This window comes from Pseudomonas putida group bacterium ESBL64, assembly GCF_045277175.1.
In the GTDB taxonomy this organism is placed as follows: domain Bacteria; phylum Pseudomonadota; class Gammaproteobacteria; order Pseudomonadales; family Pseudomonadaceae; genus Aquipseudomonas; species Aquipseudomonas alloputida.
In genome coordinates, this window is sequence record NZ_CP145799.1 from 3,285,656 (window position 1) to 3,300,840 (window position 15,185).

Here is a 15,185-nt window from a genome sequence, read left to right on the forward strand (position 1 = left end):
CCTGAAGCTGGGGCCGCGTTGCGGCCCTATCGCGACACAAGGCCGCTCCCACAGGTTGCGCGCGTGCCTCAGGACCGACGCCGTCCTTGTGGGCACCCCGGCTCTGTGCCAGGTTGTTTTATTGCCTGCCTGAAGCTGGGGCCGCGTTGCGGCCCTATCGCGACACAAGGCCGCTCCCACAGGTTGCGCGCATGCCTCAGGACCGACGCCGTCCTTGTGGGCACCCCGGCTCTGTGCCAGGTTGTTTTATTGCCTGCCTGAAGCTGGGGCCGCGTTGCGGCCCTATCGCGACACAAGGCCGCTCCCACAGGTTGCGCGCGTGCCTCAGGACCGACGCCGTCCTTGTGGGCACCCCGGCTCTGTGCCAGGTTGTTTTATTGCCTGCCTGAAGCTGGGGCCGCGTTGCGGCCCTATCGCGACACAAGGCCGCTCCCACAGGGATCGCGCCCGCTTTTAGAAATTGAGCAAGACAGTTGCTCCCACAGGTTGCGCGCATGCCTCAGGACTGACGCCGTCCTTGTGGGAGCGGCCTTGCGTCGCGAAAGGGGCGCAGCGCGCCCCCAGGGCTCTACCCCTTCATCCGCGGCATGTCGATGCGATGCTCATGCACTCGCCGATAAAGCGTCGCCCGCGAAATACCCAAAGCCCGCGCCGCATCAGCCGGCTTCCAGCGATGGCGAATCAGCGCGTCCAGCAACAACTGCCGTGCCGGGCACGACACCCCGCTTTCAGCCGAGCCAACCGCTTCACCGCGCACCTCCTGCGGCAGATCCTGAAGCCGCACCTGCCCGCCTTCACTCACCGCACAGGCATACCGCAACACCTGCCGCAGTTGGCGCAAATTGCCCGGCCAGCGATAAACCAGCAGCGCCTGCAGCGCGTCATCCGCCAACACCACCTCCACCCCGCAGGCCGCAGCCTCTTCGGCCAGCAACTGGTGAATCAGCCCCAGCCGGTCATCACGCTCACGCAAGGGGGGTAGCTCAAAGCGGGCATTGGCCAGGCGGAAGTACAAGTCTTCACGAAATCGCCCGTCCTCCACCATCGCCGCCAGATCGCGATGGGTCGCACAGATCACCTGAATATCCACCCGCTCCCGCCGCGCCGCACCCAGCGGCGCCACCTCGCCCTCCGCCAGCACCCGCAGCAGGCGGGTTTGCAGGTTCAGCGGCATGTCCCCGATCTCGTCGAGGAACAGCGTGCCGCCATCGGCCTGCTGCAACAGCCCTTGCATGCCTTTGCTGGAAGCCCCGGTGAAGGCCCCGGCCACATAGCCGAACAACTCGCTCTCGATCAAGGTTTCCGGAATGGCCGCGCAGTTCAGGGTAACGAACGGGCCATCACAGCGCTGGCTTTGCTGGTGCAGCTGGCGGGCGAATACCTCCTTGCCGGCTCCGGTCTCACCCAGTACCAGCACCGCCAGGTTGCAGTCCTTGACCCGCGTGGCCAACCGCAGGTGTTGCTCGATTCGGGTGTCCTGGGCCTGGCGCAAAGGCTGCGCACGCTGGCGTTGCTGCGGTGCGCTGACCCGGCCATACAAACCGCCCAGACCAGGCAGGCGCTGGGCGGACGACGCGCTCACCCGGCGCAGTTGGTCGATGTCGAACAGTTCGCCAATATGCTCAGGCAAGCGCCCCAGGCGCTCCACCAGCCGTTGCCGCGCCAGGCTGTTGATTGCCTGCAAACGGCCATCGGCATCCCAGGCCAGCAGGTAATCGGGTTGGCTCTCCACATAGCCCGGCGTGCCATGCGCGCGCATCACCCAGTGGCCCTGGGCGCTGTGCATGAAGAAAGCGTTTTCGATCTCGCGGGCGGTCTGCTCGACCAGTTGGCGGATCAGGTGCTGGCTGCGCCGATCGTCCGGCGACTGCAAGGCCGACACATCGACCACGCCCAGCAGCTCGCCCAATGGGTCGAACACCGGCGCCGCTGTGCAGGTCAGGCCGATGAAGGCGGCGCGAAAGTGATCGCGCTTGTGCACCGTGACCGGGGCCTTGCTGGTCAGCACCGCCGCCACACCGCATGTGCCCTCCTCGCCCTCCGACCAGCAGGTCCCCAGATACAGCCCGGCCTTGCGACAGTCGTTGCGGATGGCCGACTCGACCCGGTAATCGATGGTGCGCCCCTGGGCATCGGTAAGCAGCACGCAGTAGTCAGCGCCGCGCACCCGTTCGTGCAAGCGCGCCACGGCATCGCTGGCGATGCGCAGGAACAGCTCGGCGCGTTCGCGGCATTCGTTGAGCAGGCTTTGGGAAAGGATACGCGGCCCCTGCTGGGAACCGGGGTCGAGGCGGTACACATCCATGGAGCGGCGCCATGAATCGAGGATCAGCGGTGGTACCGGCGCCTGCGGCAGGCGGTCGGCATTCTTCAACACCCTGCTGACGCAGTCCACATGGGCTCGGGAGTTCGCGGCAAGCATTCAGGCCCTCCGGTTCTCGTTACTGTTTTTATCGTTGTCCGGCCATTAAGCGCCTCTGGGCATGCCCCGACAAGCACTGTGTGATTACCGGCTGGCTTGAGACGCAGCGTCTCAGCGTCTCGGCAACGCTGGCCCGGCGCTGGCACCCGGCGTCTCGCCGCCACACCCGTGAAGACCTGCCCGAACACGACCAGAACCCTCTAGCCCGGCCACTTCAGCCATCGCGAAGAAAGCTGGCACCCCGCTTGCTCCTGCCCTTGCAAACAAAAATACGAGGTGCGCCATGCCGCTACCCGCCCCGATTGTCGGGATCATTGCCAACCCTGCCTCTGGCCGCGACCTGCGCCGCCTGACCGCCAATGCCGGGCTCTATTCAAGCACCGACAAGGCCTCGGCTATCCAGCGCCTGCTGGCCGCTTTCGGCGCCACCGGCATTGGCCAGGTGTTGTTGCCCAGCGACATGACCGGCATCGCTGCCGCAGTGCTCAAGGCCAGCCAGGGCCCAGGGGCCCGTGACCAGCACTGGCCGGCCATCGAGATCCTCGACCTGCCACTGACCCAGACCGTGGCCGATACCCGCCTGGCAACCCGGCGCATGGTCGAGCGCGGCGTGGCGATGATCGCCGTGCTGGGCGGTGATGGCACCCACAAGGCGGTCGCCGCCGAGGCCGCTGACGTGCCGCTGCTGACCCTGTCCACCGGCACCAACAACGCCTTCCCCGAACTTCGTGAAGCCACCAGCGCGGGCCTGGCCGGTGGCCTGCTTGCCAGTGGCCGGGTACCGGCCAGCATCGGCTTGCGCCGCAACAAACGCTTACTGGTGAACGTGCCTGAACAACAGCTGGCCGAATGGGCCTTGGTCGAGGTGGCCGTGTCGCCGCAGCGCTTCATCGGTGCCCGTGCGCTCAGCCGCAGCGAGGACCTCTGCGAAGTCTTCGCCTGCTTCGCCGAACCCCACGCCATCGGCCTGTCGGCCCTGTGCGGTCTGTGGTGCCCGGTGTCACGGCAAGACCCGCACGGCGCCTGGGTACGCCTGGCCCCCGACGCCGAACAGGCGCTGTTGGCGCCGTTGGCGCCCGGCCTGCTGCAAGCCTGCGGCATCTCCGCCTGCGGTCAGCTGACGCCCGGCGTCGCCCAGCGCCTGAGCCTCGCCAGCGGCACCCTGGCCCTGGACGGCGAACGCGAAATCGAATTTGCCGAGCATGACACCCCCACCATCACCCTCGACCACCAAGGCCCACTCAGTGTGGATGTCGAGGCCGTGCTGGCGCATGCCGCCCGCCACCACCTGCTGGCCGTCCCGCGCGGCCACCGGCTGCACCCTGCAAACCCGTGTTGAGACAACCCCGGAGAACAACAAGATGTCCAATCAACTCAGTACTGATCAACTGCTGCATGCCTATGAAGTCATGCGGACCATCCGCGCCTTCGAAGAACGCCTGCATGTGGAGTTCGCCACCGGCGAAATTCCCGGCTTCGTCCACCTGTATGCCGGCGAAGAAGCCTCTGCAGCCGGGGTCATGGCCCACCTGCGCGACAGCGACTGCATCGCCTCGACCCACCGCGGCCATGGCCACTGCATCGCCAAAGGCGTGGACGTATACGGCATGATGGCCGAGATCTACGGCAAGAAGACCGGCGTGTGCGGTGGTAAAGGCGGCTCGATGCACATTGCCGACCTGGAAAAGGGCATGCTCGGTGCCAACGGTATCGTCGGCGCCGGCGCACCACTGGTGGCCGGGGCGGCGCTGGCGGCCAAGCTCAAGGGCCGCGATGACGTGTCGGTAGCCTTCTTCGGCGATGGGGCATCCAACGAGGGCGCCGTGTTCGAGGCCATGAACATGGCGTCGATCATGAACCTGCCCTGCATCTTCGTGGCCGAGAACAACGGCTACGCCGAGGCCACTGCCTCCAACTGGTCCGTAGCCTGCGACCACATTGCCGACCGCGCTGCCGGCTTCGGCATGCCAGGGGTCACCATCGACGGCTTTGACTTCTTTGCCGTATACGAGGCCGCCGGCGCTGCCATCGAGCGCGCCCGCTCCGGGCAAGGGCCGTCGCTGATCGAGGTCAAGCTCAGCCGTTACTACGGCCATTTCGAAGGCGATGCGCAAACCTACCGCGCCCCTGATGAAGTGAAGAACCTGCGCGAATCCCGCGACTGCCTCATGCAATTTCGCAACAAGACCACCCGCGCCGGCCTGCTCACGGCCGAGCAACTGGACGCCATCGACGCCCGCGTCGAGGACCTGATCGAAGACGCCGTACGCCGCGCCAAATCCGATCCCAAGCCACAGCCCGCCGACCTGCTCACCGACGTCTACGTCGCCTACCCCTGAGCCGCGGATTACAAGAACAACAGGAGAACCACCATGGCAAGAAAGATCAGCTACCAGCAGGCCATCAACGAAGCCCTGGCCCAGGAAATGCGTCGCGACAGCACAGTGTTCATCATTGGCGAAGACGTCGCCGGCGGCGCCGGTGCGCCCGGCGAGGATGACGCCTGGGGTGGCGTGTTGGGCGTGACCAAAGGCCTGTATCACCAATTCCCCGGCCGCGTGCTTGACGCGCCGCTGTCGGAAATCGGCTACGTCGGCGCGGCCGTCGGTGCCGCCACCCAGGGCCTGCGCCCAGTGTGCGAACTGATGTTCGTCGACTTCGCCGGCTGCTGCCTGGACCAGATCCTCAACCAGGCCGCCAAGTTCCGCTACATGTTCGGCGGCAAGGCCGTGACCCCGCTGGTGATGCGCACCATGTATGGCGCCGGCCTGCGTGCGGCAGCCCAGCACTCGCAGATGCTCACTTCGCTATGGACGCACATCCCCGGCCTGAAGGTGGTGTGCCCATCCTCGCCTTACGATGCCAAGGGCCTGTTGATCCAGGCGATCCGCGACAACGACCCGGTGATCTTCTGCGAACACAAACTGCTGTACAGCATGCAGGGCGAGGTGCCGGAAGAGGTGTACACCGTACCGTTCGGCGAAGCCAACTTCTTGCGCGATGGCGACGACGTGACCCTCGTTACCTACGGGCGCATGGTGCATGTGGCGCTGGAGGCTGCCAACAACCTGGCCCGCCAGGGCATCGACTGCGAGGTACTGGACTTGCGCACTACCAGCCCGCTGGACGAGGACAGCATTCTGGAAAGTGTGGAGAAGACTGGCCGCCTGGTGGTGATCGATGAAGCCAACCCGCGCTGCTCGATGGCTACCGACATCAGCGCGCTGGTGGCACAGAAGGCTTTTGCCGCACTCAAGGGGCCGATCGAAATGGTCACCGCGCCACATACCCCGGTGCCGTTCTCCGACGCCCTGGAAGACCTGTACATCCCTGACGCGGCGAAGATCGAAGCCGCCGTGCGCAAGGTGATCGAAGCCGCAAGGAGTGCCGCATGAGCCAGATCCATACCCTGACCATGCCCAAATGGGGCCTGTCGATGACCGAGGGCCGGGTGGACACCTGGCTCAAGCAGGAAGGTGACGAAATCAGCAAGGGCGACGAAGTGCTGGACGTCGAGACCGACAAGATCAGCAGCAGCGTCGAAGCGCCGTTCAGCGGCGTGCTGCGCCGCCAGGTGGCCAAGCCGGATGAAACCCTGCCCGTCGGCGCGCTGCTGGCGGTGGTCGTTGAAGGCGAAGCAGAAGAGGCCGAGATCGATGCCGTGGTACAGCGCTTCCAGGCCGAGTTCGTCGCCGAAGGCGGCGCCGACCAGAGCCAGGGGCCGGCCCCTCAGAAGGCGGAAGTAGGCGGGCGCCTGCTGCGCTGGTTCGAGCTGGGTGAAGGCGGCACACCGCTGGTGCTGGTGCACGGGTTTGGCGGTGACCTCAACAACTGGCTGTTCAACCACCCGGCGCTGGCTGCCGAGCGGCGGGTCATCGCCCTCGACCTGCCGGGCCACGGCGAGTCGGCCAAGGCCCTGCAGCGGGGCGACCTGGATGAGTTGAGCGAAACCGTGCTCGCCCTGCTCGACCACCTGGACATCGCCAAGGCCCACCTGGCCGGCCATTCCATGGGCGGTGCCGTCAGCCTCAACGTGGCGCGCCTGGCCCCGCAGCGGGTGGCCAGCCTGAGCCTGGTGGCCAGCGCCGGTCTGGGCGAAGCGATCAACGGGCAGTACTTGCAAGGTTTCGTCACCGCGGCCAACCGCAATGCACTCAAACCGCAGATGGTGCAATTGTTTGCCGACCCGGCGCTGGTCACCCGGCAAATGCTGGAGGACATGCTCAAGTTCAAGCGCCTGGAAGGTGTGGACCAGGCCCTGCAGCAGCTGGCAGGGGCGCTCGCCGACGGCGACCGGCAGCGCCACGACTTGCGCGGGGTCCTTGGCAATCACCCGGCACTGGTGGTGTGGGGTGGCAAGGATGCGATCATCCCGGCCAGCCATGCCGAGGGCCTGGAGGCCGAAGTACTGGTGCTGCCAGAGGCCGGCCACATGGTGCAGATGGAGGCGGCCGAACAGGTCAACCAGCAACTGCTCGCATTCCTGCGCAAGCACTAAGCCCTTTTCGTGAGCCTGGAGAACAACAATGAATGACCTGAGCCACACCCACATGCGCGCGGCCGTCTGGCATGGCCGCAACGATATTCGTGTCGAACAGGTACCTTTGCCGGCCGACCCAGCGCCGGGCTGGGTGCAGATCAAGGTGGACTGGTGCGGCATCTGCGGCTCCGACCTGCACGAATATGTTGCCGGCCCGGTGTTCATCCCGGTAGAGGCCCCGCACCCGCTGACCGGCATTCAGGGCCAGTGCATCCTCGGCCACGAATTCTGCGGCCACATCGCCAAGCTTGGCGAAGGCGTGGAAGGCTATGCCGTAGGCGACCCGGTGGCGGCAGACGCGTGCCAGCATTGTGGTACCTGCTATTACTGCACCCATGGCCTGTACAACATCTGCGAACGCCTGGCGTTCACCGGCCTGATGAACAACGGTGCCTTCGCCGAGCTGGTCAACGTGCCCGCCAACCTGCTCTACCGGCTGCCGCAGGGCTTCCCTGCCGAAGCCGGGGCACTGATCGAACCGCTGGCGGTGGGTATGCACTCGGTGAAAAAGGCCGGCAGCCTGCTTGGGCAAACCGTTGTAGTGGTGGGGGCCGGCACCATCGGCCTTTGCACCATCATGTGTGCCAAAGCCGCGGGCGCAGCGCAGGTTATCGCCCTGGAAATGTCCTCAGCACGCAAAGCCAAGGCCAAAGAGGTAGGCGCCAACGTGGTGCTGGACCCCAGCCAGTGCGATGCCCTGGCGGAAATCCGCGCACTGACTGCAGGGCTGGGCGCCGATGTGAGTTTTGAGTGCATCGGCAACAAACATACGGCCAAGCTGGCCATCGACACCATCCGCAAAGCAGGCAAGTGCGTGCTGGTGGGTATTTTCGAAGAGCCCAGCGAGTTCAACTTCTTCGAGCTGGTGTCCACCGAGAAACAGGTGCTGGGGGCGTTGGCGTACAACGGCGAGTTTGCTGACGTGATTGCCTTCATTGCTGATGGTCGGCTGGATATTCGCCCGCTGGTAACCGGCCGGATCGGATTGGAGCAGATTGTCGAGCTGGGCTTCGAGGAACTGGTGAACAACAAAGAGGAGAACGTGAAGATCATCGTTTCACCAGGTGTGCGCTGATTGCACCTTGAAGGCAACGTGGCACCTGTGGGAGCGGGCGGGCCCGCGAAGAAGCAACACGGTCGAGGGCACCGGCTTCGCCGGTGTTCGCGGCTGAAGCCGCTCCTACAGGGCACGCGCAAGGTTCCAAGGCTGTGCGCCGACACAGGGGCTCGCTGTCTCAGGATCCCATTCTGCGTCATACTCGGCAGACCTATTGCCCGGTCATCGCCATGCGTCCATTGCTCCCCATTACCCTGGTCCTGCTGCTCGCCGCCTGTGGCGATGGCGAATCGCTGCTCCCGCCGGACGCACGGCTGCCTGACGGTGGGCGTTACCGGGGGCAGGTGGTCGATGGCCTGCTGCAGGGTGAGGGCCGGATCGACTACCCCAACGGCAGCTGGTACGCCGGCAGCTTCAAGGACGGCCAGTGGCACGGCCAGGGCGAATGGCATGGCCAGAACGGTGAGGTCTACCGCGGCCAGTTCGCCGAGGGGCTGTTTCAGGGCCTGGGTGACCTGATCACCCCAGGCAGCCACTATAGCGGCACCTTCCGCCACGGCCGCCGCGACGGCGAGGGCACCCTCAAGCAAGCCGACCAGACATACCGCGGCCAGTTCAAGGACGACCTGTACGACGGCGCAGGCCAACTGGAGCTGGCCGACGGCAGTCGCTACCAAGGCCTGTTCGCCAAGGGCAAGCCCAACGGCGCCGGGGTGCGCAGCGATGCCAGCGGCAACCAGTTCAGCGGCCACTTCGTCAACGGCCAGCTACAAGGCGCCGGCACCTACGACAGCGTTGATGGCGAGCAGTACATCGGCGAGTTCAAGGACAACCGCCTGGAGGGCCGAGGCCGCTACGAAAATGCCGATGGCGACGTGTGGATCGGTGAATTCAAGGACGGCTCGCTGATCGGCGAAGGCGAGTTGCTGGGCAGCGATGGCAGCCACTACAAGGGTGAGTTTGCCGACTGGCGTCTGTCGGGCCAGGGCAGCCTGCAACTGGCCGACGGCAGCAAGTACATCGGCGGCTTCCTGAACGATGCCTACCATGGCCATGGGCGGCTGATTCTGCCCAGTGGCAAGGTCGAAAGCGGAACATGGGCCAACGGCGTGCGCGTGCGCGACCAGAATGGCAAGCTGCTGCCAGACCCACTGGACCTGGCGTTGCTCAACCAGGGCCGGCTGCTGGACGAGGCGCTGGCTCGGGTACCTCGCTCGGCGCCACCGATCCAGCTGTATAGCCTGGTAGTGGCCGGCGATGGCCAGCAAAGCGTATTCCTGCGCGAAGCCGACTACGTCAGCAACCTGCTAAAGGTGCGCTTTGGCGCCCGTGGCCAAGTGACCCTGGTCAACCACCGCGACCACATGGCCACACGCCCCATGGCCACCCGCGAAAACCTCTCCCGCGCTGCCGCCACCCTGGCAGAGCGCAGCGGCCCCGAAGACCTGGTGTTCATCTACCTCACCAGCCATGGCAGCCAGGACCACCAGCTGGTGCTCGACCAGCCCCGTCTGCAACTGGCCGACCTGGCCGCTGACGAGCTGGCCACTGCCTTGGCGCCGCTGAAGGATCGCGACAAGGTCATCGTCATCTCCGCCTGCTATTCAGGGGGCTATATCGCTCCGCTCAAAGACGAGCGCACGCTCATCATGACCGCTGCCCGGGCCGACCGCGTCTCCTTCGGTTGCTCGGAGGAAGCCGACTTCACCTACTTTGGCGATGCCCTGTTCGCTGAAGCGCTGAACCAGACCGACGACCTGAAACAGGCGTTTGAACTGGCACGTGCCAGCGTTGCCGAAAGAGAACAAAGGGAAGGCTTCGAGGCCTCCGAGCCGCAGCTGTGGGCACCGCCGGCCGTGCTTGAGCACTGGCATCACCTGCGCCAGCAACAAGCCGAAGAAGCGTTGCGTAACGCCACACAGGCCAACGTGAGGGAACAGGCAAAAATGCCCGGCACTCACTAGACTTGTGTGTAACAAGGGAGAGACATCATGTACTTGACGCCTCAGCATGTCCTGCTTGCCGGAGCCACCGGCCTGACCGGTGAACACCTGCTAGACCGCCTGCTCAACGAGCCCACCATCACCCGTGTCCTGGCGCCTACACGCCGGCCATTGGCCGAGCACCCGCACCTGGAAAACCCGGTGGGCGACCCGGCGGTATTCCTTCCGCAACTGGCCGGGCGGGTCGACATCGCGTACTGCTGCCTGGGCACCACACTGAAGCAGGCGGGTTCCGAATCGGCTTTCCGCGCAGTGGATCTGGACATGGTGGTCGCCTTCAGCAAGCGTGCCCGAGAAATGGGCGCACGGCATCTGCTGGTGGTCAGTGCAGTGGGCGCCGACCCTAAGTCGTCAATTTTCTATAACCGGGTCAAGGGCGAGATGGAAGAAGCGCTCAAGGCTCAGGACTGGCCACAGTTGACCATCGTGCGGCCCTCGTTCCTGCTGGGCGAGCGGCTGGAGCCACGGCTCACTGAACAGCTTGTTGCGCCATTTTCCAGGTTGATACCCGGGAAGTATCGGGGAATCGAGGCTTGTACCCTGGCGCGAGCACTGTGGCGGCTGGCGCTGGAGGAAGAAGACGGCGTGCGGGTTGTGGAGTCGGATGAGTTGCGCAGGTTGGGCAAGATCTAGGCTTCGCTTGTGCTGGCCTCTTCGCGGGCACGCCCGCTCCCACTGGTGAGTAGTCACCAGAAGATTACGGAGATCCTGTGGAAGAGGGCGTGCGCGCGAAGGGCCATCACAGACCGCCGCTAGCCTGGAAGCCTATGCCGGCCGCTGTCAGCAAAGACAACGGCAGCAGCAGGGTATCGAGCAGCATGCTGCCGGGCAGATCCAGGCGCGGATACGCCGGAGCGTCCGCCCCGTAATGATCCCGCGGGCAACACCCGCCATTGATCACATACCAATCCAGCCGGGTACCGGCATACACCACCGGTGCGCCGGGCTTGTTGGCATCCAGCGTGCGCACCGTGGCGCACCCACCCAGCATCACCAGCGCCAGCAATCCCGCCAGTGCTCGCTTCAATCATCCACCCCGAAGTGGTGCTCGCCCCAACGCGGCAACATATCCTGGGGGATGTTCAGCAGGTTGAGGATACGCGCCACGACAAAGTCGACCAGGTCGTCGATGGTCTGCGGCTGGTGATAGAACCCCGGAGCCGCCGGCAAGATCACCGCGCCCATTTGCGACAGCTTGAGCATGTTTTCCAGGTGGATGGTGGAGAACGGCGCTTCGCGTGGCACCAGGATCAGCTGGCGACGCTCCTTGAGGGTGACGTCGGCAGCCCGCTCGATCAGGTTGTTGCAGGCGCCAGTGGCGATGGCCGACAAGGTGCCAGTGGAACAGGGGACCACCACCATTGCCGCCGGGGCGCCAGAACCCGAGGCTACCGGCGACATCCAGTCTTCCTTGCCATACACACGGATCTGCCCATCGGCCGCGCCGGTGTATTCAGTCAGGAAGGCCTGCATCGCCTGGGGCTTGGCCGGCAACACAACATCCGTCTCGGTGGCCATCACCAACTGTGCGGCCTTGGAGATCAGGAAGTGCACCTCGCGGTCTTCGCGTACCAGGCAATCGAGCAGGCGAAGGCCATACTGGGCACCCGAGGCGCCCGTCATGGCCAGGGTGATGCGTTCCGGCCCGTTCACTTCAGCGCCTCGGCCAGCTTGCCGTGCAGGCCGCCGAAGCCGCCGTTGCTCATGATCACCACATGAGTGCCTGGGCGAGCCTGGCCTTTGATCCGCTCGATGATCGCTTCGAGGCTGTCGGCCACCACGCTGGGTACCTTGCACTGCGCAGCGGTGGCGGCCAGGTCCCAGCCGAGGTTGGCCGGTGCATACCAGATCACCTGGTCGGCGTCGTTGACGCTTTCTGGCAGGCCGTCACGATGGGCACCGAGTTTCATCGAGTTGGAGCGAGGCTCGATCACCGCGATCACAGGCGCCTCCCCCACCCGCTTGCGCAGGCCGTCGAGCGTGGTGGCAATGGCGGTCGGATGGTGGGCGAAGTCATCGTAGATGGTCACACCTTGTACTTCGGCAACCTTCTCCATGCGCCGCTTGACGCTCTTGAACGCACTCAGGCCGTCGATACCCATGGCCGGCACCACGCCTACATGACGCGCTGCTGCCAGGGTGGCCAAGGCATTGGCGACGTTGTGCTGGCCGGTCAGCGCCCAGTCCACCACACCCTGCACTTCGCCCTCGAACAGGACTTCAAAGCGCGAGCCATCTGGGCTGAGCAGGCGGGCTTGCCACTGGCCGCCCTCCCCGGTGGTTTGCACAGGGGTCCAGCAGCCCATGCCGATCACACGCTCCAGCGCTTGCTCGGTGGTCGGGTGGATGACCAGGCCTTCGCTGGGGATAGTCCGCACCAGGTGGTGGAACTGCCGCTCGATCGAGGCCAGGTCCGGGAAGATGTCCGCGTGATCGAACTCAAGGTTGTTGAGGATTGCGGTACGCGGGTGATAGTGGACGAACTTCGAGCGCTTGTCGAAGAAGGCGCTGTCGTACTCGTCGGCTTCCACCACAAAGAACGGCGTGTCGCCCAAGCGGGCCGACACCGAGAAGTTCTGCGGCACGCCACCAATCAGGAAGCCCGGGCTCATGCCGGCGTGCTCCAGCACCCAGGCCAGCATGCTGCTGGTGGTGGTCTTGCCGTGAGTACCGGCAACGGCCAGCACCCAGCGGCCTTGCAGCACGTGGTCGGCCAGCCACTGCGGGCCGGAGACGTAGGGCAGGCCCTTGTTCAGCACGTATTCAACCGCTGGGTTGCCGCGCGACATGGCGTTGCCGATGACCACCAGGTCTGGCGCCGGATCCAGCTGGGCCGGGTCATAGCCTTGGGTCAGTTCGATACCCTGGGCTTCGAGCTGGGTGCTCATTGGGGGATAGACGTTGGCGTCGGAGCCAGTGACGCGGTGGCCAAGTTCCTTGGCCAGCACCGCCAGCGAACCCATGAAAGTGCCGCAAATACCGAGAATGTGAATATGCATGGTCGACCTCGCAAAACATCGAGGCAGGGTAGCCCAGGGCGCGACAAATCGCACCCGCTGTTTCGCTCAGTCACCCCTGGTAATGCCGTGTTTGCGCAGTTTTCGATACAAGGTATTGCGGCTGATGCCCAAGTGCTCGGCGACACGGGTGAGATGCCAGTGTTTTGCCTCCAGTACCTCCTTCAGCGCTTGCCGCTCTGCGTCGAGCAGAACCTCGGTCCCTGCAGATTCACCCACAATCTCAGCGGCACCGCCGGACCTGTGTGGGCGGGCTTGCCCGCGAACGAGGGCAACGCCCTCGCCCTCTATTGCCTGGTCGGACATCTTCGCGGGCTCGCCCGCCCCCACGGGAGGTGGGCTGGCGCGAATGACTGCGGGGAGGTCCGTAAAGGTGATGCGGGCATCTTCGCAAAGCGCCACCAGGGTACGCAGCACATTGCGCATCTGCCGCACGTTCCCCGGCCAGTTAAATGCGAGCAGCGCCTGCCGCGCCCTGGGCTCGATGTCTATGCGTTGCCCCTGCGTCTCCTGGCGTAGCAGAAAGTCCAGCAACTGCGCCTTGTCACTGCGTTCGCGCACCGCCGGCAGCGCTACCTCCAGGCCATTGAGGCGGTAATACAGGTCCTCGCGGAAACTGCCCTGTTCAACCCGTTCCAGCAGGTCACGGTGCGTAGCGCTGACGATGCGCACGTCCACCGCCTGTGGCTCTCCCCCGATCGGCACCACCTGGCGCTCCTCCAGTACCCGCAGCAGTCGGGTTTGCAGGGCAAGCGGCATATCGCCGATCTCGTCCAGCAGCAAGGTGCCGCCGTCGGCCTGCAACAGCTTGCCGCGCATGCCCTCCTTGCGCGCGCCGGTAAAACTGCCGCCGCGGTACCCGAACAGCTCACTCTCGATCAGGCTTTCCGGGATAGACGCGCAGTTGATGGCGACAAACGGCTTGCCGCGCCGCTCACTGGCCTGATGCACAGCCTGGGCGAAGGCCTCCTTGCCACAGCCGGTCTCGCCGCGCAGCAGCAATGGTACATCGCGCTCGAACACCCGCACGCTGCGGCGGAAATCATTTTGCAACGCAGGGTCCAGCAGACAGACCAGCGGCTCCACTTCACCTGCGGGCCGCGGCTGGGCGGCCGGCACCGACCACACCGGCGCCCGGGCCTGCCCCCGCAGGCTGGCGAACACCTGGCGACCGTCAAGGGTGCGCAGCGGCCAGGCAGTACTGCCGCCGGGCGTGGCACGGCTGAACATTTCGTCATGGCTGCACGCGAAAAAGCACGCCAACGGTTTGCCCAGCACGCCGCCCCGTACCGTGCCCAGCAGGTTCAGTGCGCTTTGGTTGGCAGCGCAAATGCGCCCATCGCCGTCGAACGCCAGCAAGCCTTCGCTGAACAGGCCGACCGACTCGGCTTGCAGGTGAAAACGCAATAACCATTGCTGCTCGAAATGGCGCAGGAAATAGCAGCTTTCGATCATCTTTGCCGACAGGTTGACCAACGCCATGGTGTGGAACTGGCTTTGCCGCGATACGTCGGGGCGCGCAGAGGACACGTCGAGTACCGCCAGCAGGTCGCCATGCGGGTCGAACACCGGGCTGGCCGAGCAGGTCAGCCCGGTGTGACGGCCACGGAAGTGCTCGTTCTGATGGATGGTCAGCGCCTGGCGCTCGACCAGGCAGGTGCCGATGCCATTGGTGCCCTCGCGCGCCTCGCTCCAGTCAGCGCCCAACCACAGCCCCGCACGCTCGAAGCTGCGCCGCTCGGTGGGGGCACTGACGCAATTGAGGATCACCCCACGAGCGTCGGTCAGCAGCACCGCGTGGCCTGCGCCGGAAAGCTGCTGGTGCAGGCTGTTCATTTCATGGTCGGCAATTTGCAGCACCTGATGCAGGCGCTCGCGGCTTTCCAGCAGGCGCCCATGCTCAAGCACCACCGGCGCTTCGATCACCGCCGGGTCGAGGTGGTAATCCTCCAGGCAGCGCAGCCAGGAGCGGGCGATGGACGGGTCACTGCCGCCCTCCCCGGCCCCACCATGGGCAACGCTATGCACCTGACGGGCATGGCGCGTGAAGTGATTGCTCTGCATTGTTGTAATTCTCCGCAGATAGAGCGTCAGCCCAGCATCCTCCACCCGGGTAGGCTTTGCAATGCACACGCCTGTGATGTGT

At 65.1% G+C, this 15,185-nt stretch carries 12 protein-coding genes; 7 read left to right on the forward strand and 5 right to left on the reverse strand.

Annotated elements, in window-relative coordinates:
- Positions 1-568 precede the first annotated feature (568 nt).
- Complete coding sequence (locus V6093_RS14990) at positions 569-2,422, reverse strand: sigma-54-dependent Fis family transcriptional regulator (protein WP_003255335.1); 1,854 nt, start codon at positions 2,420-2,422, stop codon at positions 569-571.
- Positions 2,423-2,705: 283 nt separating this feature from the next.
- Here V6093_RS14990 and V6093_RS14995 point away from each other — a divergent pair, with 283 nt between their 5' ends.
- The 7 genes from V6093_RS14995 (at position 2,706) to V6093_RS15025 (ending at position 10,655) form a co-directional block, all read left to right on the forward strand.
- Positions 2,706-3,761 carry an ATP-NAD kinase family protein gene (locus V6093_RS14995; RefSeq protein WP_003255336.1) on the forward strand — a complete coding sequence of 352 codons (1,056 nt, stop codon included), beginning with the start codon at positions 2,706-2,708 and terminating at the stop codon, positions 3,759-3,761.
- A gap of 22 nt (positions 3,762-3,783) precedes the next feature.
- Complete coding sequence (locus V6093_RS15000; RefSeq protein WP_003255338.1) at positions 3,784-4,761, forward strand: thiamine pyrophosphate-dependent dehydrogenase E1 component subunit alpha; 978 nt, start codon at positions 3,784-3,786, stop codon at positions 4,759-4,761.
- Positions 4,762-4,794: 33 nt separating this feature from the next.
- Entirely contained in the window at positions 4,795-5,817 is a 1,023-nt protein-coding gene (locus V6093_RS15005) for an alpha-ketoacid dehydrogenase subunit beta (protein WP_003255340.1), read from the forward strand.
- A complete protein-coding gene (locus V6093_RS15010; RefSeq protein ID WP_003255342.1) occupies positions 5,814-6,920 on the forward strand; it encodes an acetoin dehydrogenase dihydrolipoyllysine-residue acetyltransferase subunit in 1,107 nt (368 codons plus the stop codon). The genes V6093_RS15005 and V6093_RS15010 overlap by 4 nt, the downstream gene beginning before the upstream one ends.
- 52 nt (positions 6,921-6,972) lie before the next feature.
- A complete protein-coding gene (locus V6093_RS15015; protein WP_406669824.1) occupies positions 6,973-8,037 on the forward strand; it encodes a 2,3-butanediol dehydrogenase in 1,065 nt (354 codons plus the stop codon).
- A 212-nt stretch (positions 8,038-8,249) separates the two neighbouring features.
- Positions 8,250-9,983 carry a C13 family peptidase gene (locus tag V6093_RS15020; protein WP_108078533.1) on the forward strand — a complete coding sequence of 578 codons (1,734 nt, stop codon included), beginning with the start codon at positions 8,250-8,252 and terminating at the stop codon, positions 9,981-9,983.
- Between the two features lie 27 nt (positions 9,984-10,010).
- Entirely contained in the window at positions 10,011-10,655 is a 645-nt protein-coding gene (locus tag V6093_RS15025; RefSeq protein ID WP_003255346.1) for an oxidoreductase, read from the forward strand.
- A gap of 106 nt (positions 10,656-10,761) precedes the next feature.
- Here V6093_RS15025 and V6093_RS15030 read toward each other — a convergent pair whose 3' ends face one another.
- The 4 genes from V6093_RS15030 to V6093_RS15045 all read right to left on the reverse strand — a co-directional run bounded on the left by V6093_RS15030 (position 10,762) and on the right by V6093_RS15045 (position 15,103).
- Positions 10,762-11,049, reverse strand: coding sequence for a YceK/YidQ family lipoprotein (locus V6093_RS15030; RefSeq protein WP_004577011.1), 288 nt, complete (start codon positions 11,047-11,049; stop codon positions 10,762-10,764).
- Complete coding sequence (ubiX, locus tag V6093_RS15035) at positions 11,046-11,675, reverse strand: flavin prenyltransferase UbiX (protein WP_003255348.1); 630 nt, start codon at positions 11,673-11,675, stop codon at positions 11,046-11,048. The genes V6093_RS15030 and ubiX overlap by 4 nt, the downstream gene beginning before the upstream one ends.
- On the reverse strand, positions 11,672-13,021 hold the full coding sequence (gene mpl / locus V6093_RS15040) for a UDP-N-acetylmuramate:L-alanyl-gamma-D-glutamyl-meso-diaminopimelate ligase (RefSeq protein ID WP_003255349.1): 1,350 nt from the start codon (positions 13,019-13,021) through the stop codon (positions 11,672-11,674). The genes ubiX and mpl overlap by 4 nt, the downstream gene beginning before the upstream one ends.
- A gap of 66 nt (positions 13,022-13,087) precedes the next feature.
- Positions 13,088-15,103, reverse strand: coding sequence for a sigma-54-dependent Fis family transcriptional regulator (locus V6093_RS15045; RefSeq protein WP_406669548.1), 2,016 nt, complete (start codon positions 15,101-15,103; stop codon positions 13,088-13,090).
- Positions 15,104-15,185 lie beyond the last annotated feature (82 nt).